The sequence below is a fragment of the Cytobacillus solani genome (genome assembly GCF_001420595.1).
Taxonomy (GTDB): domain Bacteria; phylum Bacillota; class Bacilli; order Bacillales; family Cytobacillaceae; genus Cytobacillus; species Cytobacillus solani.
The window spans coordinates 3,464,047-3,483,959 of sequence record NZ_LJIX01000006.1 but is presented as its reverse complement, the minus strand read 5'-3'; the positions used below and the strand labels follow the sequence as shown (position 1 = coordinate 3,483,959).

Sequence of the window (19,913 nt, the reverse complement as noted above, 5' to 3'; positions counted from 1 at the left end):
TATACGTGTAGGACAAAATAACCAATCTCTTAGGGGGAATAAAGAAATGAAAAGCTTTAAGTACTTAGCACTTTCAACAATGATTGGAGCAGCGCTTGCGTTCACTGCAGCTTGTGGAAAAACAGATAATGAAGCGACAGCAAACGGATCACAAGCGGAAGGAACTAGTACAGAGCAGAAAGCTAGTGAAGAGAATAAGCAGCTTCAAGGTGAAATAAATCTTGATGGATCCTCAACGGTTTATCCGATTATGGAGGCAGTTGTTGAAGAGTTTGGTATGGAGCAGCCAGGAGTGAAGGTTTCTGTGGCATCCTCAGGTACAGGTGGCGGTTTCAAAGCCTTTATCGCAGGAAGTACAGATATGAGCAATGCTTCTCGTCCAATTAAAGATGAAGAGAAGGCGCAATTAGAAGAAGCGGGAATTAATTATACTGAATTTAAATTAGCAAATGACGGACTATCCGTTGTTGTTCATAAAGATAATACGTGGGTTGACCACTTAACAGTTGATGAATTGAAGAAAATGTGGGTTGAAGATGGAAAAGCAAGAAAATGGTCAGATATTCGTGAAGGATGGCCGGAAGAAGAAATTAAATTCTATTCTCCAGGTACGGATTCTGGAACATACGATTACTTCAATGAAGTCATTTTAGAAGATGCACCAATTGTTGAAAATGCAACACTTTCTGAGGATGACAATGTATTAGTACAAGGTGTTACAGGTGATAAAAATGCAATCGGTTATTTTGGCTATGCGTATTATGCTGAAAACAAAGATAAATTAAAGGTTGTTCCAGTTGATGGAGGAAATGGACCAGTTGAACCGACGAATGAAACGGTTGAAAGCGGAGAATATGCTCCATTATCACGTCCTCTTTTCACATATGTAAAAAATGAATCATTGAAAAATGAAGAAGTGTATGAGTTCGTTAAATATACACTTGATAATGCAGCGGTGCTTTCTGAAGATGTAGGCTACGTAAAATTAAAAGATGAAGAGTATGAAGCGGCACTTAAAGTATTAGAGGGGTTAAAGTAAGAATAAATGCAATAAACTTCACTTGAAGATGGGAAGTGCGTAAATATGGTGCTTCTCATCTTCCTTCGTTACACGGATGAAAGGGGTTTTCATTTTGGCCTTACAAAAAACATCAAATTCTTTTTCTGTTCAAGAACTCATACAGAAAAAGAAGCAAAAGAAGAGTAAGATTCTTCAAGTAGAGAAAATTGTCCCATTTGTATTATTGCTTACAGCCATCGTATCAGTGCTGACAACGCTTGGGATTGTTCTAACATTAATTGCTGAAACCATTACCTTTTTTACGAAAGTTCCCATTCAAGAGTTTTTGACTGCACAAAAGTGGTATCCTTTCTCAGAAACACAAGGATCATATGGGATTCTTCCACTTGTTGCAGGAACATTGAAGGTTTCAATGATTGCAGCAATTGTTGCAGTACCGATTGGCTTAGCATCTGCCATTTTTTTGAGTGAGTACGCATCTGATCGAACACGCAGAATCATTAAACCGATACTGGAAGTACTAGCAGGCATTCCGACAATTGTTTATGGATTCTTTGCTTTAACTTTTGTAACACCTTTATTAAGAGAAATCATACCTTCCCTTGAAATTTTTAATGCGCTAAGCCCAGGGATTGTCATTGGGATTATGATTACTCCCATGATTGCTTCACTATCTGAGGATGCCATGTCAAGCGTCCCAAATTCGATGCGCGAAGGTGCTCTGGCTCTTGGCTCAACAAAATTTGAAGTAGCGATAAAGGTTGTTCTTCCAGCAGCTATTTCAGGAATTATTGCTTCCATCGTCTTAGCGATATCAAGAGCGATAGGAGAAACGATGATTGTAGCCGTTGCAGGGGGTTCTACACCAAATCTTAGCTGGGATGTCACAAGCTCCATTCAGACGATGACGGCTTATATTGTGCAAGTAAGCCAAGGGGATGCGGGATATGGGACGACAATCTATTACAGCATTTATGCTGTCGGGTTTACGTTATTCTTGTTCACATTGGGAATGAATTTGCTCGCTCAATTTATCTCTCGCCGTTTCAGGGAGGAGTATTAAATGAAATTAATCGACCATACAAAAGTGCTAAAGCATATGAAGCCAAGAATCGTTTCAAATATTTTCTTTCGGCTGTTATTTATGGCTGCAACAATATTTGGCTTGTTAATCCTAGGCATATTATTATATCGGGTAATTACTCAAGGAATTGGCTATCTTGATTTTCAGTTTTTGCAAAACCTTCCGTCACGGAAACCAGAGCAAGCGGGAGTTAAAACGGCCCTAATCGGGACAATTTGGTTAATGGGTGTAGTTGCACCTGTCACTTTACTGCTAAGTGTTGGAACTGCGATTTATCTTGAAGAGTATGCACAGAAAAGTCGATTTACAAGGTTTATTCAGGTGAATATTTCGAATCTTGCAGGGGTTCCTTCGATCGTTTTTGGTTTATTAGGTTTGACTGTTTTCGTCCGGGCATTAGCTCTTGGAACAAGCGTTTTAGCGGCTGGATTAACGATGAGCCTGCTTGTCCTTCCAATTATTATTGTTGCATCACAGGAGGCGATAAAGGCAGTTCCAAAGGAATTAAGAGAAGCTTCCTATGGGATGGGGGCAACAAAGTGGCAAACCATTCTTCATGTTGTACTGCCAGCAGCAATCCCTGGGATTTTAACGGGTGGAATTCTTGCTTTATCAAGGGCAATTGGTGAAACAGCTCCATTAGTTGTTCTCGGCTTGCCATTATTTCTTGCCTTTTTGCCAAAGTCTGTTTTCGATATGTTTACGGTATTGCCAATGCAAATTTATAACTGGACAGGACGTCCACAAGAGGAATTCCAAGGTGTAGCAGCGGCAGGGATTATCGTATTGCTGACCATGCTGATTATTATGAATTCTATCGCCGTTTTCATTCGAAATAAATTTCAAAAACGCTACTAAGTCAAGCTGTATAGGATGAAGGGAGACAGAAACGATGAACGCAACGATTGAAAAACCAAGAGTAAGACTTGTGATGACTGATACTAACAGGGATGCACTTCAAAATAAAGAGCTTGTCTATAAAACCAGTGAATTAAACTTATGGTATGGGGATAACCATGCGCTCAAAAATATTGATCTAGATATTTATGAAAATGAAGTAACGGCGATCATTGGACCATCAGGATGTGGAAAATCCACATACATCAAGACGTTAAACCGAATGATTGAATTAGTGCCAGGTGTAAAGACATCAGGAAAAATTGAATATCGCGGACGAAATATTTTTGATAAATCATATGGCGTAGAAGAGCTTCGTACAAGAGTAGGGATGGTCTTCCAAAAGCCGAATCCTTTTCCTAAATCAATCTATGAAAATGTTGTATACGGTCCAAAGATTCACGGAATAAAGGATAAAAAAGTGCTTGACCAAATTGTAGAGGAAAGTTTAAAAGGAGCAGCTATTTGGGATGAGGTCAAGGATCGCTTAAATGAAAATGCATTTGGGCTGTCAGGGGGACAGCAGCAGCGTCTTTGTATTGCCCGCTGTCTTGCCATTGAACCTGATGTCATCTTAATGGATGAACCAACATCTGCTCTTGATCCAATTTCGACATTAAAAGTCGAAGAACTTGTTCAAAAATTAAAGAAGGAATTCAGCATTATTATTGTCACACATAATATGCAGCAGGCTGCACGTATTTCAGATAAAACAGCGTTCTTCTTAAATGGGGAGGTCATTGAGTTTACGAACACAGACAAAATTTTCTCCAATCCTGCTGACAAACGAACAGAAGATTATATCACCGGCAGATTTGGCTAATAAACAAGATGTGAATGATCTGCTAACAGCTTGAAGGATGAAAGGAGAAATAGTGGCATGTCTGTAAGAGGAAAGTTTGATTATGATTTAAAGGAATTACAAGGGAAATTACTGGAGATTGGCAGCTTTGCTCAAGAGGCATTAACAAAATCGATTGAGGCACTTGAAACACAGAATATTGAATTGGCTCTTGAGATTATGGATGATGATGCACAGGCTGATTTGATGTATGAGGAAATCAATGATTTTGCGATTCTTTTGATTGCTAAGCAGGCACCTGTTGCGATTGATTTAAGGCGAATAATTGTTGCAATCAAAATTGCGACAGATATTGAGAGGATTGCCGATTATGCAGTAAATATTGCAAAATCAACGATTCGTATCGGTGCAGAACCACTAGTGAAACCGATTATTCATATCAAACAAATGCATATGCTTACTTTAGAAATGCTGAAATTATCTTTAGAGGCATTTAACGATGAAGATATTGTTAAGGCAAAGAATGTTGCTCATATGGATGATGAAGTTGATGATTTATATGGTCAAACAATCAGGGACCTATTACACATCAATCTGCAAAATCCAGAGTTTTTACCGCAAATTACTCAGCTCTCCTTTATTTGCCGTTTCCTGGAAAGGGCTGCAGACCATGTAACGAATATTTCTGAACATATTTTCTATCTTGTTAAGGGACGGCAATATGATTTGAACAATAGCTAACAAACAAAAAAGCTAAAGGACTGACTCCTTTAGCTTTTTGTAATGATTTTTGCAATATCCTTGTAGCTCATTTTTGCTGTTAAATTAAATGAGCCAAGCTGGATTTTTTTGCTGTATCCATTTTCTTCTAAGTAGACTTCAAATCTGTTTGCATCATCGATAACTTTTTCTTTTGCAAGTATCTCCGCAATATCACGTGAAACCATCCCACTCACAATTTCTAGCTGATATGCAGCAGTTGATTCTTCGGATTTAGGGGGATCAGGCAGTGGGGATTGCTCTTTTTCTGCTTTATTTGTCTGATTAGAAAGGGTCTTTTCCATCTGATCATATTTGTCTTTTGATAAAACAACATATCCCTTTTCCTCTAAAAAGTTTTTTGCATGATCTATATTCATTTCAGGTATTTTCTTATCACCTATATTAAAATAAAAAATTCCAATGATACAAACAGAGATCAGTACTCCAAAGGCAAAAGCTCGTGTATTTCTTCTATTCATACCGTTTCCCTCTTTCAATCATCTCGCTTAAAATAGTTTCCACCTCATTCGATGATAAGGATGATTGTCGAGAAATTTGATCAACAGTTAATCCTTGCTGAGCTAGTGACCAAACTTGATTTTTAATAATTTCATGTACTTCTTTTCTTTCCGAAGGAAATGGTTGTCGTATCGATGGAGAGGGACGAAATGCTTCATCGCCTACAAGCAATTCTTCTTCTAACACTTTTAGTTTCTTTTTTATTACATACATTTCTTGAATTTGCTGCATGGAAAGTTGATCGATTTCCTCCCGTATCATTTTATAGGGGTCTTTTAAAAAAGCGGAAATAATCAACAAAATCAATGCAAAGGCAAGTAGACCAATCATTACATATTCCAAAAAAAACACCTCGATTTTGTACAATACAAAATGAATATTGACACTTACTGCATGTCATGAACATATTTTACCATGATTATCGACAAAATTCGATGAGATTCATTTTACCAGAGAAAATGGCCAATTGTTTTGTCGTTTTAATTAATGAAAATAAGCTGGATTTTGTCGATTTACATAATTATAGCTGAGCGATAAATTTTTTTTTCTCTATTTTACTAGTGAAGTAAGGATGTAGCATGAAACGACAATTTCTGTTCATTGTGAGACATGTGTTTCGATGCTAACATAAAGATAGAGAAATAGGAATATTATGCTTCTTTTTATCATAATTTAGTTATTTGTCTTTCGTGTTTATTGTAGTGGGGTGGATGATGGATAGAGGTAGGAAGAAAAGCATGAATATCGGTTATTCGAAGCAGAGTGAGTTGCCCACTTATTCATTGCCATGGTCAGAACATGTGAGTACATATAGTTATTATGAAAAAGCAGCTGAAAGAAAATTTATAGGTGAAAAAAGCAAGGACCTAGAAAAACTCTTGCAAGAGTACGTATTGGATGAAAGTCATTGTCCTGCATTAGAAAAGGCTGAATATTTATCGATTCTTCTACTGGCATGGGAATATCCCCCACATCTAATTGGTGGCCTTGCAAAGCATGTGTATGGCCTTTCAATTGCTCTTCAAAAATTAGGGTATAAGGTGTATGTGATAACAGCAAATCCAGGCCATTTGAACGATCAGGAAATTGCTGAGGGAGTTTATATTTATCGTGTGCAATCTTACAGTGAAAACAACAGTGATTTCTTCAAATGGGTTGAGGGTTTAAATGTAGCAATTGCTGAGAAGGCATTACACCTAGCAAGAAAACATTATTTTTCGATTATACATGCCCATGATTGGCTTGTTGGTGAAAGTGCAATCTTTATTAAATCTAGTCTTAAACTCCCCCTTATTAGTACCATTCATGCGACAGAGTATGGAAGAAACAATGGAATCTATACTGAACTGCAAAGCTATATTCATGAAAAGGAACAACAGTTAGTAATAACATCCGATTATTTAATTGTTTGCAGTGAATATATGAATGACGAGCTTGTTCAGATCTTTGAAGTAAGTGAAAAAAAGATCGCCATTATCCCAAATGGTGTCGAGAAAAGTTTGCCTATTGGATGGGAAAAGGATGTTTTATCGTCTATACCGCTGCAGGAAAACAAACAACTAATTTTTTCTATTGGGCGAATCGTCAAGGAAAAGGGGTTTGACACGCTGATAGAAGCAGCTTTTTTAATGAAGGATCGATTTCCTGACGTTTATTTTATTATTGCCGGAAAAGGACCGATGCTTGAAGAATATCGAAGAAGAGTCATGCAGCTTAAATTAAACAATGTGTTTTTTGTCGGATTTATTTCTGAGGAGATAAAGAATGCCCTTTTTAAAATTTGTACGTTAGCTGTTTTTCCAAGCAAATATGAGCCGTTTGGTATTGTAGCTTTAGAAGCGATGCAGCATGGGAAGCCAGTCATCGTTTCTCGGACAGGAGGGTTACAATCCATAGTCAAGCATGGAATTTCAGGTCTATTGATGACAGCAGGAGATGCATCAAGCTTTATCGAATTGGCTTCTAATCTTCTGGTAAATAAAATAGAGGCTAAAAAAATGGGTCTTAATGGGAAAAGTATGGTTGAAAAAAACTTTAGTTGGCAAAGAATTGCAGAGGAAACAATCAGAGTTTATAAGGAAACATTAAAGGCTTACTATTTAGATTTTTAGTACTTGCGGAGGTGAAGGAACAATGAAAATAGAAACTTGTATTCAATCACATTTTTCTGAGGATAAACAGCAAGCATTAATAGATGGGCTTCTTGTGATCCCAGGAATTTGGGTGAGCGGGAAAACGTACTGGATGAAACAAGGGAAAGAAAAACTTCTTTTAGAAGAAGGGATATCATTGCATTTAAAACAAGAATACGATCAAAATCATACGCAATTAGTTAGTTTTGAGCTTACCAATCATCACAATCATCCTGAAACTGTTAAAGTTCTTTTCCAACACCGATCCCAATATTGGGATAACGACCATGTCTCATTTATATCGCCATCAGAAGATGCTGTTTTCCATATGACTGCTGATCAGGTACATCTAGTTAATGGATGTATGGGCAGAGGGGAAGTAAGAAAAACATGTACGGTCCAACCACTTTGGAATATTTATAAGAACAGAATATGGGATTGCCTAGAATCTGGAAAGATACAATATCGACCAATGGCCAAAGGAAATGTGGTTAGTTTGTTAATATATGACTATCATTTTAAGGGGAAAGGAACATTTGCTGGTGAAACATGGGTCATTAATGGGAAAAATGATGCTGAATTAATACATTTAAACAGCTCACTTTTAACAGGTAAAATTATTAATTAATTCACATCCTATGCGATAAAATAAAGCCTTGCAGAGATTCCACTCAGCAAGGCTTCTTCTAATTAGTTTAATGTAATAGTATACGTTTTAGCTTTTGTAATCAATTTATGAGAATCTCCATCAAGAATATCAGAGGTTGTAAATGAAAAAGAGGTTAGCTCATCGATGTTTTTATCAGGATCAATTAATAATCCGATTAGCCCTTCTCTTTCCTCATTTGATTTATTATCAATTCTGCTTACACTTTTTGTTCCCATTAATGTATCTCCCGAATAAATGAAGTTTTTTTCAGGCACATTGTAATTTATTTGATTATTGAAAGATACGTTTTCCATACTGAAAAATTGAAGCTCATTTGAAGAAGTATTTTCCACGGTATAAGAGATTTCAAAATATGTAATTTCTTTCCCTATATCACTTTTTGTTAATGCTTCTTTCTCGTATATCTCTGCCATGGTTAGATTATCTTTATAATATAATTCATACGTTTCAGCAAAGCTCAATCCAGTAAATTCCCTTAGTTCCTCTTTTCTTTCTTCATTTATCTGGGATAGCTTTATCATTTTTATCTCTTTTAACTGTATGACCATAGTGGATATTTTAAACGTTTTGTTTATTGGTGATATTTGCTGCAATGTAAAGGTTCCCCAGTCTTTTTGTCGAACCTTTTGTCCAATGGTATGAAGATAACTTCCTCCATACCCATCCACAATAGGAATGGTTTCTTCCTTTATATTTTTTTCCTCTTCCTTTTCAGTTATATGATTCTCTGACGAAGGATAAATAAAGAAATAACAAACGGTCAGTATACCAAGAAGAAAAATCAGCATCGAGGAAATAACAATGACTAACAATTTTTTGGTACCGTCACTTTTTTCTTTCTTGTTAACGTACAATTAGTTGGACTCCTTTCGGGTAAGGTAATGATGTAGAATGGGCTTTATTTTCGCTGTTACATAATGACTCTCACCACGATTTTTCACATCCTCTACAAGGGCTGTAATTAATATAGAGGGAGATTTTGTGTCGAAAACAACAGCAAAACCATTTTCTAATCCATCTTCTCCTTTTTTGCTCTTAAGCTCGGCGGTTCCTGTCTTCGCTCCAAGAATCTCCATATTCGTCTTCAAATTATGAGCGGTACCCCCTTGCAGCTGTACTACTTGAATTAATGCCTCTTTCACACGATTAGCCACATCATTTGTAATGATCGTTTTGCGCACCGGTGCTTTTTCATCATCAAGCAGTACAGGCATGACCATATCTCCACCATTAATGAAAGGGGTAAAGGCAATACCTAAATGAACAGGAGACATTAGTACCTCTCCTTGACCATAGGCGGAATCAGCCAGTAAAATTTCATTCCTAATTCCATTATTCGACAGTTGGCTTTTCTTTAAATAAATTGGCAGACTAAATCCTTCTTTAAAACCAAAGGTAAGAGCATGTTCTTCAAATACGTCAGCCCCCATTTCAAGAGCTTCCTGTGCAAAATAAATATTATCTGAATAGGCTAATGCCTCTCCCATATTAACTGAAGGCACATCTTTCACACGTGTTACATAGTAGCCTCCCCAGCTATTGTCCTTTTTCCAGCGCAAGCCGGAAATTTCCCGTCTTTTCTCAGGGAAGGTTGTTCCAACTGTCAGTCCGATAGCAGCGGTTATCGCTTTAAAAGTTGAACCTGGAGCATACAAGCTTGAGAAACGGCTTAAAAATGGAAGCTTTGGATCTTCACTATATGCTTTCCATTGCTCTACTGTCATTCCGCTTACCATTAAATTCGGGTCGAAGGAAGGATAGCTGACCAATGCGAGCATTTCCCCAGTTACAGGATTCATTGCTGTTACGGCACCTGCATCCTGTTTCATAGCCTGATACATTTCATTTTGCAAAGTTGAATCGATCGTAAGGTTAATGTTTTCCCCATCGACGGCATCAACTTTTTTGATAATACTTTTCTGCTTTCCTGACTCATCTTGGATTTGGATGATGCCACCCTTTTTCCCTCTTAATTGTTTTTCATATACTTCCTCCAGTCCCGATTTTCCGATATAATCACCGATTGTATATTCCGGGGCTTTTTCCAAGTCCTCAAGCGTCACTTCTTTCACATAGCCAATTAGATGTGCGCTGCTTTCCTTATCTGGATAATACCTAACTTTTTTTGATTGGAAGGAGATGCCTGGCAGATCCTCTCCGGCGATACTATCTACTTGAAAACCTTTAGGCATTGTTGCAATAGGCACAAAGACATCATCAGATACCCATTTTTGATTTAGAGCCTGAATAAAGGTTTCTTGAGGGAGATCAAAATAATCACTGAGCTTTTTGATGCTTTCCTCTTTTGCACTTCCTAGCTTGCCTGGGATAATGCCCATTTCATATACTTCCGTATCCATCGCCATTGGATTTCCATGCCTATCAAGGATTTCACCTCTCTTTGGGGAAAATGTACGGACATTTATTTTATCTCCTTTTTCCATTCCCGGAAAGATCATAGAAGGATCCCATTTCACTTTCCATCCCTTGCCATTATTCCCCCTATCACCTTTGGAAAAATTAGCCTTGTATGCTGTCTCTATATCACCAAGGAAGGTTTTAATCTTTACATTAAAGCGTCCTTCATATTCTTTGCTAGCCTCATCGTATTGAAGTTCCTTTGATAATACACTGATTGAAGATGCCTCCATACCAGTAAAGATCGCGTCATATTTATCAGTTAGGTTTTCTTTTGTATAATTATAGTTTTCTAATTCTTCTATTGATGCATGATCCAGCATACCATCAAAATTTTGTTCAGAGAATTGTTTTACATAATCATTAAATACTTGTTCAGGTGACCCTTGGTCAACTTGGAGAAATTGCCACATAAGAACTCCTCCCAACCCCACTAAAATAATCAGCAAAAATAATAATCCTTTCTTCATTAAAAAATCCCTCTTTCACAATTTGGCGTTATATTGCTTTTTCTTTATTTATAAGCGTTTGATCCTTTATAATTATAAAATTGAGTCTATGGATCAACCATGTATAGGAAATGATAAGTGTATAAAAAGACTCGCAATATTTCGATTTTTAAGGAGATTATAAGAGAATGAGCACCAAAACTTTTCAGATTGTGTTGAAATCTACTCATAAAGGGCAAGCTGAGGATTTTGCTTACATCTCTGAGGGGAAAAGCCTTTTGATTGGCCGTGCTAGCCAGCATTCTAAAGTTGATTTCAAGCTTTATAATGATTTCGTATCAAGGGAACATTGTCGAATTCATATGAAGGGAGGCAAGCTCCATATAGAGGATTTGGGGAGCAAACATGGCACAGCAGTAAACGAGATGGAACTTGTGCCCAATGAGCCCTGTTATATAGAACCTGGTGATAAAATAACTTTGATTCATGGGTTGATTGAACTATATATATGTATTGACAATGAAGTCACAAGGGAATTTACCTCAATGAATGTAGCCATACCGCAAAATATTGCAATTAATGATCATCTTCAAACTTTTATCATTGGTGAAACACCGATTAAATTATCTGCAAAGGAATTTACTTGCTTAAAATTATTGTATGAGAATATGGATCATCTAATTTTGAAGGAAGAGATTATCAAAAATGTATGGCCTGAGAGAGTTGGAGACCCTGATCAAGTTGTGACTGCAGAAGAAATTGCTTCACTGCTATACCGGGTACGTAAGCGTGTAAAAGGCTACTTCGCAATAAAATCAGTCGCTCAAAAGGGATATTATATGGAATCCATCAAAAGTTAACAACAAATATGACTTAATGGAAACAATAAAATAGATAGAAATCCAAGTCGAATGATAATTAAAAAACTCACTTTTAAAAAACACACTAGCATTTCATAATAAAAAGTGATATTATAGAAAAGTCGTATGAACGAACTAGTCATCAATAGTTTGGAGGGAAATTACATGCGTGTGAATATTACGTTAGCTTGCACAGAATGTGGAGATCGTAACTATATTTCTAAAAAAAATAAACGAAACAATCCAGATCGTCTTGAGCTTAAAAAATACTGCCCAAGAGATAAGCGTTCTACTACACATCGTGAGACAAAATAAGCAGTGGGGTGATTCCTACTGCTTTTTTTGTTGAATAAAATTAGAAAAGCGAAGGCGACTGAACAGCGACGTATGGACTGGAGGGCTCCGGACTGAGATAAAGGAAACACGAAGAGCGATAGTGATTCGAGAGATAAAGGAAACACGAAGAGCGATAGCGATTCGATGTTGACTTATCGTAAGGAGGAAGCCTGAAGTCTAGTAGTCGCTAGGAGCCGCAGCTAGACAAAGAAAAGCGAAGGCGACTGAACAGTAATAATTGGGGGATGAAGAGATGATCAATGAGAAGCAAATGATTCGTAAGCAAATAATGGATAAACTTGCAAAAATTGAGAAGCCTCAATATGAACATGATTCTTATGAAATTGCCCAGCTACTTTTCCGGGATGCACTTTGGAAGGAAGCAAGAACAGTAGGGGTGACAATTTCTAAATCTCCAGAAGTCGATACATACCAGATCATTAGAAAAGCATGGGAAGAAGGGAAGCGAGTAGTCATTCCTAAATGTCTTCCTAGAAATAAGGAAATGGTCTTTCGGACATTAACGAAATTTAATCAATTAGAATCCGTTTATTATGGATTACTAGAGCCGATTGAAACAGTGACAAAAGAAGTTCCAGCAAATGAAATTGATTTAATCATTGTACCAGGGCTTGCATTTACACAGAATGGTTACAGAGTTGGATTTGGCGGAGGTTATTATGATCGTTACCTTGCGAGTTTTACAGGACAGACGATTTCACTCGCATTTACCCCGCAGCTTGTAACAGAACTTCCGATTGAAGGGCATGATATCCCAGTTAACAAAATAATTACTGTGAAGAAGGCTGAGAAAATGAATGATTAATATTATTTTTCTTATTTTATTTATTGCTGCTATGGCATATTGTGGGTATTCTTATCGATTATTGACGATGTCAGGCACTATTGCTGCCTTCTTTGTCGGTCTTGCTGTTAGTCTTGGTTTTGGGATAAAAGGATTAATCATTCTCGGCTTCTTTTTTGCCAGCTCTAGCTATTGGTCAAAATATAAAAGAAGAAATAAATTGGAAATAGAAGGACGTCATGAAAAAGGATCAAGACGTGATTGGCAGCAAGTTGTCGCAAATGGTGGAACGGCTGCTCTTTTTAGTCTTTTATACCTTATTTTTCCTAAAACGATATGGATCATTGGCTTTGCTATATCACTTGCTGCTGCAAACTCAGATACATGGGCTTCGGAAATTGGTTCTTTAAGTAAGCGGCGTCCTTTCTTCATTCGAACATTTAAACCAATTGATGCAGGAACATCTGGAGCGGTGAGTTTATTAGGGTCCTTTGCGGCAATCAGCGGAGCTTTCACGATTTCTTTATTAGCTTTTTATTTTTTTCATCTGACAATTATTGAAGCAACTGTTATTTTTGTGTTTGGATTTATTGGCAATCTTTTTGATACCGTACTTGGTGCTTTCATTCAGGCAGTCTACCGATGCGAAGTATGCAAGACAGAAGTTGAGGCCTTAAGCCATTGTGGGAAAAAAACAATATTCATTAGAGGACTACCCTTTATGAATAATGACCTTGTTAACTATTCTTCTGGTCTGTTAGCGGCTCTTCTAGGGATTCTATTCGTTTGGATAAAATAATAAAGATTATCCCAAACTAGAAATAGGAGGGATGAAATGGGCCGCATACTATCTATTCTACTAATTGGGTTTGGTGGATATTTTCTTTTCCAGAATCGTTATCGCGCAATGAATGTTTTATTTAAGACCCCATTTTTGCGTCGTCTAGCAGTTAGTTCATTCATGGGGATTCCTGGAGTCCGTGATCGATTGATGAAAATGGTGTTTCCGCCTGAATCTGCAGAATTGAAATGAAAAAAGACCTTAATAAAGGTCTTTTTCTTTTGGGGTTAAACGTATATTTACAAGGGAAAAATGTGAATATGTATCTTGCTTTACAAAAGGAAGGATTATTGCCTATAGTTAAAGGAAGGCAAGTGCAATTATTAATAAAAGAAAGCCTAATGGAAAAAATTGATTTTTGTTTAGAGAGTAGGAGAAAATTTGAATTTTCAAGAGGAATATCTTTTTTGGCGGCTAGCCCATTATTTTATTTCTGTTCAAGAATATCGGATTGTTCAATTATCAAAGGAGCAAAACGAAATATGGCTAGAAAAAATGGAGAATAAAGAAGCGCAGGTCATCCGATTACTCCTTTATAATTTGGACTGGAGCAATTGGATGCAAAAGGATATTGAACTGACCGCGATGAATGGGGAAAGGATCAGAAAACAACTTTCAAAGAGCAGCATGAATGTTATTAATATGTATGTGACTCCATACCCTCCGGTAGATGATTATGAATTTAGAATAAGAGAGCCTTTTCAATTCCCTTCCAATGGAAAAACAAGGGTGCAATCAATCATTTTTGATCGTGCTCATTACGAACATGGTTTTCAGAAAGCCGAAGGGATCTTCCGTGATTCATTCGCCTTCGCACTAGAAGAAAGCTACACTGAAAATGACGTTGACAAATTAAAGCTTTCAGCATTATCTATTGCTTCAAACAAAGCAAAAGAAGAGACGCGTATTTTTAATCAAGGGAAACCTTTTTTTACATATATGTTCATGATTATTCAAGTAGCTGTTTTTCTGTTTATTGAATCAGTTGGGAGCAGCACGGATACATCTACATTGATTAAGTATGGGGCGAAGTTTAATCCGCTTATTCTGGAAGGCGAGTGGTGGCGCTTCTTTACCCCCATTATTCTCCATATAGGGGTATTGCATTTGTTAATGAATACCGTGTCCTTATATTATTTAGGAACAATTATTGAGAGGATCTTTGGCAAGTGGCGATTTCTTCTTATCTATTTAATTGCTGGTTTCGGCGGTTCTATCGCCAGCTTTATTTTCAGCCCTTCCATATCTGCAGGGGCAAGTGGAGCGATATATGGGCTCTTTGGAGCACTCCTCTACTTTGGGGTGATTTTTCCGAAGCTTTTCTTCCGAACGATGGGATTTAATATCTTAATTATATTAGGTATTAATTTAATGTTTGGATTTTCCATGCCAAGTATTGATATGGCTGGGCATATTGGGGGGTTAATCGCTGGATTTCTTGCTGCGGGAATCGTGCATTTTCCAAAGAAAAAGAGATTGGCTTTGCAGCTGCTGTTTTTAGTAATAACGGCTAGTCTTTTTGCAAGTCTGTTGAAATATGGTTTTAATGAACCTGGGAGACGAATGAATGAACAATCCGCTTTACTTATGGCACAGGAATATATGGAGACAGAAGCATATGATCAGGCTCAAAATTTATTGAAGGATTATTCAAAAGATAAGGAAGTTTCAGCCGAGGTATATTTTTTACTTTCTTATGCAGAAATTAATTTGAATGAAATCACTCAAGCAAAAGAGCATTTGCAATTGGCTGTTGATAAGAGAGCAGATTTTCACGAAGCTTATTATAATTTAGCTTTAATCTATATAGATGAGAAGAACTACTCTGAAGCAAAGAAATGTGTGGAAATGGCAGTTGAACTAAAGCCTGAACAAACAGATTATCAAAATTTGCTTAAAGAAATTAACAAGTATATAAAGTGAAACTTCAATCAGTGGGGGTTTTCCTTCATCCCCCACTGATTGTTAATTGAACTAATCGGGCATTTACGGGCTGTTGATCCCCCACTTAGAATTTTTTGTTCCCTCTACTTCTTGAAGGGGGGCTTACAGCCCGTTAATCTGCGATAAAATTGTTGATCCTTATTCTTTAATCATACCAATTATTGGTATGATTTTTTTTTTGAATGTCTAAGCTGTTAAATAGGATTCAAGGAATAGTATGGAAGAATGATGGGGTGGAAATGTTTTGGAGCCACAGGAAAAGAGGAAAGTGCAGTTTAATTTAGTTGAAAACACCAACTATCTAAAGAAAGCGCTGGGAGTAGAAAAAAGCTTCGATGTGATTCAGCTTGATGCTGTATATGCAGAAAGAACAATGGCTTTCTTTTTTGTAGATGGTTTTGTCAAAGACGATATCCTGCATTATTTAATGAAAGAGCTCAGTGATTTAGAGAAAGAGCAGTTAGAAGGAGATACTCTTTCAAAGCTTGTTAAAATATATATTCCGTATGTTGAAGTGGAAACAACTGATGATCTTGATACAGTAGTTGATTCGGTACTAGCTGGTCAAACAGCGCTAGTTGTTGATGGAATTAATAAGGTAATTCTAATTGATGCTCGTACATATCCGGTCAGAGGTCCCGAAGAACCTGATACGGAAAGGGTTGTTCGCGGATCACGAGATGGCTATGTTGAGACCATTGTCTTTAATACAGCATTAACACGCAGAAGAGTAAGGGACCGCACATTGAGAATGGAATATATGCAAGTAGGCAGACGTTCAAAGACGGATATCGTTGTGAGTTATATTGAGGATATTGCTGATCCTGATATGGTCAAGAAGATTAAAGAATCTTTATCAAACATTGATACGGATGGGCTGCCAATGGCTGAAAAAACGATTGAGGAATTTATTTCTGGCCGTCATTGGAATCCTTACCCTATGGTTAGATATACGGAAAGACCAGATACGGCAGCTGCACATTTATATGAAGGGCATGTATGCATCATTGTTGACGGCTCGCCTAGTGTGATCATTACACCAACTACTTTTTGGCATCATTTGCAGCATGCTGAGGAATACCGTAACAAACCTATAGTTGGAGCATATTTAAGATTGGTTCGTTTTCTAGCCGTTTGGGCATCCATTTTTCTGTTGCCTCTTTGGTATTTATTTGCAATCCAGCCCGAGCTGTTGCCTGAAAATTTATCTTATATTGGACCAAATGATACGGGCGAGCTTCCTTTAATTGTTCAGTTCCTATTAATTGAGCTTGGTTTGGATATTCTTAGGATGGCTGCAATCCATACTCCATCTTCACTAGCTACGGCACTGGGACTTGTAGCGGCATTAATGATTGGTCAAGTTGCGGTTGAGGTTGGTCTATTTATTAATGAAGTGGTTTTGTACTTGGCAATTGCCGCAATTGGCACCTTTTCGACACCTAGCTATGAAATGAGTCTTGCCAACCGGCTCATGAGAATTGGTTTGCTGCTAGCGACAAGCATCTTTCATTCATATGGATTTGTGATCGGAATAGTGTTTTTCATTCTCATGCTTGCAAGACTAAAGTCCTTTGGCGTACCGTATCTATGGCCGTTTATTCCCTTTAATTTTCGGGCATTTAGAGATGTCCTCCTCCGGTCTCCCATTCCGCTAAAGAATCGAAGACCGAGATTTTTACATCCAAAGGATCCGGACAGGTAAAGAATAATCATCCTACTTGTGATATGAATGGATTTCACATATACTTTTTATGTGAAAATGCCAATTATATTTCTAAGACAATGGGGTAAAGAATGAAAACAATTTACGACATTCAACAACTGCTTAAAAGGTTTGGAACCATTATTTATATTGGTGACAGGGTAGCTGATTTAGAATTAATGGAGGAGGAAGTAAAGGAACTATACAAAGCCCAATTTATCGATACAAAAGATTATCAAACAGCCATATTGTTATTAAGACATGAGGCTCAGCTACTAAGAGAAAAAGCTAAATAAATTTTAGAAAGAGCAGCCGTTTTTTCGCCTGCTCTTTTTGTTTATAAAAATTAAAAATTCCCTAAAATTGGACAATCATGAAACTTTTTGAGGTTTCAAACGTCTAATACTGTGGGTAATGGTAAATTAGCCATCCTTACATTCTATAAAACTAGTGTAAATGGACAATTGATTTTTTGTAAAAAAAGTATTAAGATATTGTTTGATTTATCCGATTCATCCTGAAATTGGTAAAAAATATGGGAATTCCACATCTGTTCTTTAAAAAAACAGGGAGGGTATCAGCCAGTATGAATAAATTGAAAGGGTCAAAGCTATCGCTTATTGTGATTGCAACTGTATTGCTTTGGCTAAAAACGTATATAGTCTATAAGACTAGCTTTGATATAAAGATAGAAAACTGGAAGCAAGAGTTTATTTTGTTTATCAATCCGTTAAGTTTTCTGCTTTTTATTTTTGGTATTAGCCTATTTATGAAGGAGAAAAATAAAAATCGCTATATTCTTATAACTAGCTTTTTCATTTCCTTTGTTTTGTTTGCAAATGTAGTGTTTTACCGCTTTTTTAATGATTTTCTAACGATTCCTGTCCTTTTTCAAACGAGCAATATGAGTGATTTAGGAAGCAGTGTTAGTGATCTATTAAGTGTGACGGATCTTGTTTATTTTGCCGATTTTCTATTGTTGGTGCTTATTGTCAAATTCAAACCGACCTTTATTTCCAGCAAATCATTCACAAAAGTAGATCGCAGAGCTTATTTCCTTATAGCGATTGCCTTTGCTTTTTTTAATCTTGGATTGGCTGAAACAGAACGTCCACAGCTGCTTACCCGCACATTTGACCGTGAAATGCTCGTGAAGAATATAGGCACATACAATTATCATATTTATGATGTTTTTCTCCAATCAAAATCTTCCGCGCAACGGGCATTAGCTGACGGAAGCGAATTAGTGGATATCGATAACTATATCCATGCGAATTATAAAAAGCCGAATGATGAAATGTTTGGCATGGCTAAAGGAAAAAATGTCATCTTGATTTCAATGGAATCTACGCAAAACTTTGTTATTAATGAGAAGGTAAACGGCCAGGAGATTACTCCATTCCTTAATGATTTTATTAAAGAAAGTTATTACTTTGATAACTTTTACCACCAGACTGAACAAGGAAAAACATCGGATTCAGAGTTTCTTCTAGATAACTCGCTTTACCCGCTTAACCGCGGTGCTGTATTTTTTACCCATTCGGGGAATGAATTTAATGCAACTCCAGAAATATTAAAGGATTACGGTTACTATTCAGCAACGTTGCATGCAAATAGCAAAAGCTTCTGGAATCGGGATATTATGTATGATTCCTTTGGCTATGACCGATATTATTCATTGACTGATTATGATGTATCTGATGCGAATTCGGTTGGATGGGGAATGAAGGACATCGATTTCTTCGAACAGTCTATTCAGCATTTGAAAGAAATGCCGAAGCCATTTTATACAAAATTCATTACCTTAACCAATCATCATCCATTTGAATTAGGGGAAGAAGATCGACTGATTGAACCATATACTTCTGGTAATAAAACAGTTGATAACTACTTCCCAACTGTTCGCTATACGGATGAAGCCATTAAATTATTTATTGAACGGTTGAAACAGGAAGGATTATATGAGGATTCAATTATCGTCCTCTACGGGGACCATTATGGAATTTCTCAAAACCATAATAAAGCAATGAGTGAATTTCTAGGTGAGGAAGTTACCCCATTTGTAAGCACACAACTGCAGAGGGTTCCTTTAATCATTCATATTCCTGGTCAAGAAGGGAAAACAATCTCAACTGTCTCAGGTCAAATTGACTTGAAACCGACTCTTCTGCACTTACTCGGTGTGAATACAAAGAATACGATTGAATTTGGTTCCGATCTTTTTTCAGACGACAAAATGGAATTTACCGTGTTGCGTGATGGAAGTTTTATCACGAGAGATAATATTTATACTCGTGAAACATGTTATGATAAAAAGACCGGTGAGCCGACCGATGGTGCAGCATGTGAACCATTTATTGAAAAAGCATCACAGGAACTTGAGTATTCAGATAAAATCATCTATGGGGATTTACTAAGATTTTACGAAAATGATCAAGTGCATAATTCAACATTGATGAAAAATGAGCCAGTAATTGATGAAAATTAGATCGTAGAAAAAATATGTATTTTAGGGGCTGTTGAGAAATACCCCTTCAAACAAAAAGAAGACGAATCTCTACAAAATGTAGTGTTCGTCTTTTTTTATTAACTATATTCTTTGTCTAATTATAAGGCTATTTAGATTGTTAATCCCCCACTATTTCAGTTTTTTTATGGGAATGACATA

Annotated in this window: 21 protein-coding genes; 17 read left to right on the top strand and 4 right to left on the bottom strand. The window is 36.9% G+C overall.

Going from position 1 to position 19,913, the window contains the following annotated elements; genetic code table 11:
- Window positions 1–46 precede the first annotated feature (46 nt).
- The 5 genes from AN957_RS19385 to phoU all read left to right on the top strand — a co-directional run bounded on the left by AN957_RS19385 (window position 47) and on the right by phoU (window position 4,545).
- A complete protein-coding gene (locus tag AN957_RS19385; RefSeq protein WP_056685715.1) occupies window positions 47–1,039 on the top strand; it encodes a PstS family phosphate ABC transporter substrate-binding protein in 993 nt (330 codons plus the stop codon).
- Window positions 1,040–1,133: 94 nt separating this feature from the next.
- Window positions 1,134–2,084 (top strand): phosphate ABC transporter permease subunit PstC, encoded by a 951-nt coding sequence (gene pstC, locus AN957_RS19380; RefSeq protein WP_053477021.1) that lies wholly within the window; start codon window positions 1,134–1,136, stop codon window positions 2,082–2,084.
- On the top strand, window positions 2,085–2,963 hold the full coding sequence (pstA, locus tag AN957_RS19375; RefSeq protein WP_056685712.1) for a phosphate ABC transporter permease PstA: 879 nt from the start codon (window positions 2,085–2,087) through the stop codon (window positions 2,961–2,963).
- A 73-nt stretch (window positions 2,964–3,036) separates the two neighbouring features.
- A complete protein-coding gene (gene pstB, locus AN957_RS19370; protein ID WP_053477588.1) occupies window positions 3,037–3,825 on the top strand; it encodes a phosphate ABC transporter ATP-binding protein PstB in 789 nt (262 codons plus the stop codon).
- A gap of 57 nt (window positions 3,826–3,882) precedes the next feature.
- A complete protein-coding gene (gene phoU / locus AN957_RS19365) occupies window positions 3,883–4,545 on the top strand; it encodes a phosphate signaling complex protein PhoU (RefSeq protein ID WP_053477019.1) in 663 nt (220 codons plus the stop codon).
- Window positions 4,546–4,574: 29 nt separating this feature from the next.
- Here phoU and AN957_RS19360 read toward each other — a convergent pair whose 3' ends face one another.
- Entirely contained in the window at window positions 4,575–5,045 is a 471-nt protein-coding gene (locus tag AN957_RS19360; protein ID WP_053477018.1) for an endolytic transglycosylase MltG, read from the bottom strand.
- Window positions 5,038–5,436 carry a hypothetical protein gene (locus AN957_RS19355; RefSeq protein WP_321172063.1) on the bottom strand — a complete coding sequence of 133 codons (399 nt, stop codon included), beginning with the start codon at window positions 5,434–5,436 and terminating at the stop codon, window positions 5,038–5,040. The genes AN957_RS19360 and AN957_RS19355 overlap by 8 nt, the downstream gene beginning before the upstream one ends.
- 386 nt (window positions 5,437–5,822) lie before the next feature.
- Here AN957_RS19355 and AN957_RS19350 point away from each other — a divergent pair, with 386 nt between their 5' ends.
- The gene (locus AN957_RS19350) at window positions 5,823–7,196 is read left to right on the top strand and encodes a glycosyltransferase family 4 protein (RefSeq protein WP_082446654.1); all 1,374 of its coding nucleotides are present in this window, start codon (window positions 5,823–5,825) and stop codon (window positions 7,194–7,196) included.
- Between the two features lie 22 nt (window positions 7,197–7,218).
- A complete protein-coding gene (locus AN957_RS19345; protein ID WP_053477016.1) occupies window positions 7,219–7,845 on the top strand; it encodes a hypothetical protein in 627 nt (208 codons plus the stop codon).
- A gap of 62 nt (window positions 7,846–7,907) precedes the next feature.
- Here the strand turns inward: AN957_RS19345 and AN957_RS19340 are convergent, their stop codons facing one another.
- Both AN957_RS19340 and pbp4 read right to left on the bottom strand, forming a co-directional pair.
- On the bottom strand, window positions 7,908–8,741 hold the full coding sequence (locus tag AN957_RS19340; RefSeq protein ID WP_053477015.1) for a hypothetical protein: 834 nt from the start codon (window positions 8,739–8,741) through the stop codon (window positions 7,908–7,910).
- On the bottom strand, window positions 8,742–10,775 hold the full coding sequence (gene pbp4, locus AN957_RS19335; RefSeq protein WP_056685709.1) for a penicillin-binding protein PBP4(5): 2,034 nt from the start codon (window positions 10,773–10,775) through the stop codon (window positions 8,742–8,744).
- 167 nt (window positions 10,776–10,942) lie between these two features.
- Between pbp4 and AN957_RS19330 the strand changes: the two genes are divergently transcribed.
- The 10 genes from AN957_RS19330 to AN957_RS19290 all read left to right on the top strand — a co-directional run bounded on the left by AN957_RS19330 (window position 10,943) and on the right by AN957_RS19290 (window position 19,733).
- Complete coding sequence (locus AN957_RS19330; protein WP_053477013.1) at window positions 10,943–11,614, top strand: FHA domain-containing protein; 672 nt, start codon at window positions 10,943–10,945, stop codon at window positions 11,612–11,614.
- A gap of 165 nt (window positions 11,615–11,779) precedes the next feature.
- Window positions 11,780–11,929, top strand: coding sequence for a 50S ribosomal protein L33 (gene rpmG / locus AN957_RS19325; RefSeq protein ID WP_009332954.1), 150 nt, complete (start codon window positions 11,780–11,782; stop codon window positions 11,927–11,929).
- A 274-nt stretch (window positions 11,930–12,203) separates the two neighbouring features.
- Window positions 12,204–12,776: a 5-formyltetrahydrofolate cyclo-ligase gene (locus AN957_RS19320; RefSeq protein ID WP_053477012.1), complete on the top strand. Its 573-nt coding sequence runs from the start codon at window positions 12,204–12,206 to the stop codon at window positions 12,774–12,776.
- Window positions 12,769–13,554 (top strand): DUF92 domain-containing protein, encoded by a 786-nt coding sequence (locus AN957_RS19315; RefSeq protein WP_053477011.1) that lies wholly within the window; start codon window positions 12,769–12,771, stop codon window positions 13,552–13,554. The genes AN957_RS19320 and AN957_RS19315 overlap by 8 nt, the downstream gene beginning before the upstream one ends.
- 36 nt (window positions 13,555–13,590) lie before the next feature.
- The gene (locus tag AN957_RS19310; RefSeq protein ID WP_053477010.1) at window positions 13,591–13,788 is read left to right on the top strand and encodes a hypothetical protein; all 198 of its coding nucleotides are present in this window, start codon (window positions 13,591–13,593) and stop codon (window positions 13,786–13,788) included.
- The gene (locus AN957_RS28610; RefSeq protein WP_231690101.1) at window positions 13,785–14,102 is read left to right on the top strand and encodes a hypothetical protein; all 318 of its coding nucleotides are present in this window, start codon (window positions 13,785–13,787) and stop codon (window positions 14,100–14,102) included. The genes AN957_RS19310 and AN957_RS28610 overlap by 4 nt, the downstream gene beginning before the upstream one ends.
- A 52-nt stretch (window positions 14,103–14,154) precedes the next feature.
- Window positions 14,155–15,519 carry a rhomboid family intramembrane serine protease gene (locus tag AN957_RS19305; RefSeq protein ID WP_231690100.1) on the top strand — a complete coding sequence of 455 codons (1,365 nt, stop codon included), beginning with the start codon at window positions 14,155–14,157 and terminating at the stop codon, window positions 15,517–15,519.
- 265 nt (window positions 15,520–15,784) lie between these two features.
- Window positions 15,785–17,245: a spore germination protein gene (locus tag AN957_RS19300; protein ID WP_056685707.1), complete on the top strand. Its 1,461-nt coding sequence runs from the start codon at window positions 15,785–15,787 to the stop codon at window positions 17,243–17,245.
- A gap of 92 nt (window positions 17,246–17,337) precedes the next feature.
- On the top strand, window positions 17,338–17,541 hold the full coding sequence (locus AN957_RS19295; RefSeq protein ID WP_053477008.1) for a YqgQ family protein: 204 nt from the start codon (window positions 17,338–17,340) through the stop codon (window positions 17,539–17,541).
- A 290-nt stretch (window positions 17,542–17,831) separates the two neighbouring features.
- On the top strand, window positions 17,832–19,733 hold the full coding sequence (locus AN957_RS19290; RefSeq protein WP_053477007.1) for an LTA synthase family protein: 1,902 nt from the start codon (window positions 17,832–17,834) through the stop codon (window positions 19,731–19,733).
- Window positions 19,734–19,913 lie beyond the last annotated feature (180 nt).

Bases quoted from the DNA above. Each gene is read 5' to 3' on its own strand.
- AN957_RS19385 (WP_056685715.1), top strand. From the start codon at position 47: ATGAAAAGCTTTAAGTACTTAGCACTTTCAACAATGATTGGAGCAGCG.
- pstA (WP_056685712.1), top strand. From the start codon at position 2,085: ATGAAATTAATCGACCATACAAAAGTGCTAAAGCATATGAAGCCAAGA.
- pstB (WP_053477588.1), top strand. From the start codon at position 3,037: ATGACTGATACTAACAGGGATGCACTTCAAAATAAAGAGCTTGTCTAT.
- phoU (WP_053477019.1), top strand. From the start codon at position 3,883: ATGTCTGTAAGAGGAAAGTTTGATTATGATTTAAAGGAATTACAAGGG.
- AN957_RS19360 (WP_053477018.1), bottom strand. From the start codon at position 5,045: ATGAATAGAAGAAATACACGAGCTTTTGCCTTTGGAGTACTGATCTCT.
- AN957_RS19350 (WP_082446654.1), top strand. From the start codon at position 5,823: ATGAATATCGGTTATTCGAAGCAGAGTGAGTTGCCCACTTATTCATTG.
- AN957_RS19345 (WP_053477016.1), top strand. From the start codon at position 7,219: ATGAAAATAGAAACTTGTATTCAATCACATTTTTCTGAGGATAAACAG.
- pbp4 (WP_056685709.1), bottom strand. From the start codon at position 10,775: ATGAAGAAAGGATTATTATTTTTGCTGATTATTTTAGTGGGGTTGGGA.
- AN957_RS19330 (WP_053477013.1), top strand. From the start codon at position 10,943: ATGAGCACCAAAACTTTTCAGATTGTGTTGAAATCTACTCATAAAGGG.
- rpmG (WP_009332954.1), top strand. From the start codon at position 11,780: ATGCGTGTGAATATTACGTTAGCTTGCACAGAATGTGGAGATCGTAAC.
- AN957_RS19320 (WP_053477012.1), top strand. From the start codon at position 12,204: ATGATCAATGAGAAGCAAATGATTCGTAAGCAAATAATGGATAAACTT.
- AN957_RS19315 (WP_053477011.1), top strand. From the start codon at position 12,769: ATGATTAATATTATTTTTCTTATTTTATTTATTGCTGCTATGGCATAT.
- AN957_RS19310 (WP_053477010.1), top strand. From the start codon at position 13,591: ATGGGCCGCATACTATCTATTCTACTAATTGGGTTTGGTGGATATTTT.
- AN957_RS28610 (WP_231690101.1), top strand. From the start codon at position 13,785: ATGAAAAAAGACCTTAATAAAGGTCTTTTTCTTTTGGGGTTAAACGTA.
- AN957_RS19305 (WP_231690100.1), top strand. From the start codon at position 14,155: ATGCAAAAGGATATTGAACTGACCGCGATGAATGGGGAAAGGATCAGA.
- AN957_RS19295 (WP_053477008.1), top strand. From the start codon at position 17,338: ATGAAAACAATTTACGACATTCAACAACTGCTTAAAAGGTTTGGAACC.
- AN957_RS19290 (WP_053477007.1), top strand. From the start codon at position 17,832: ATGAATAAATTGAAAGGGTCAAAGCTATCGCTTATTGTGATTGCAACT.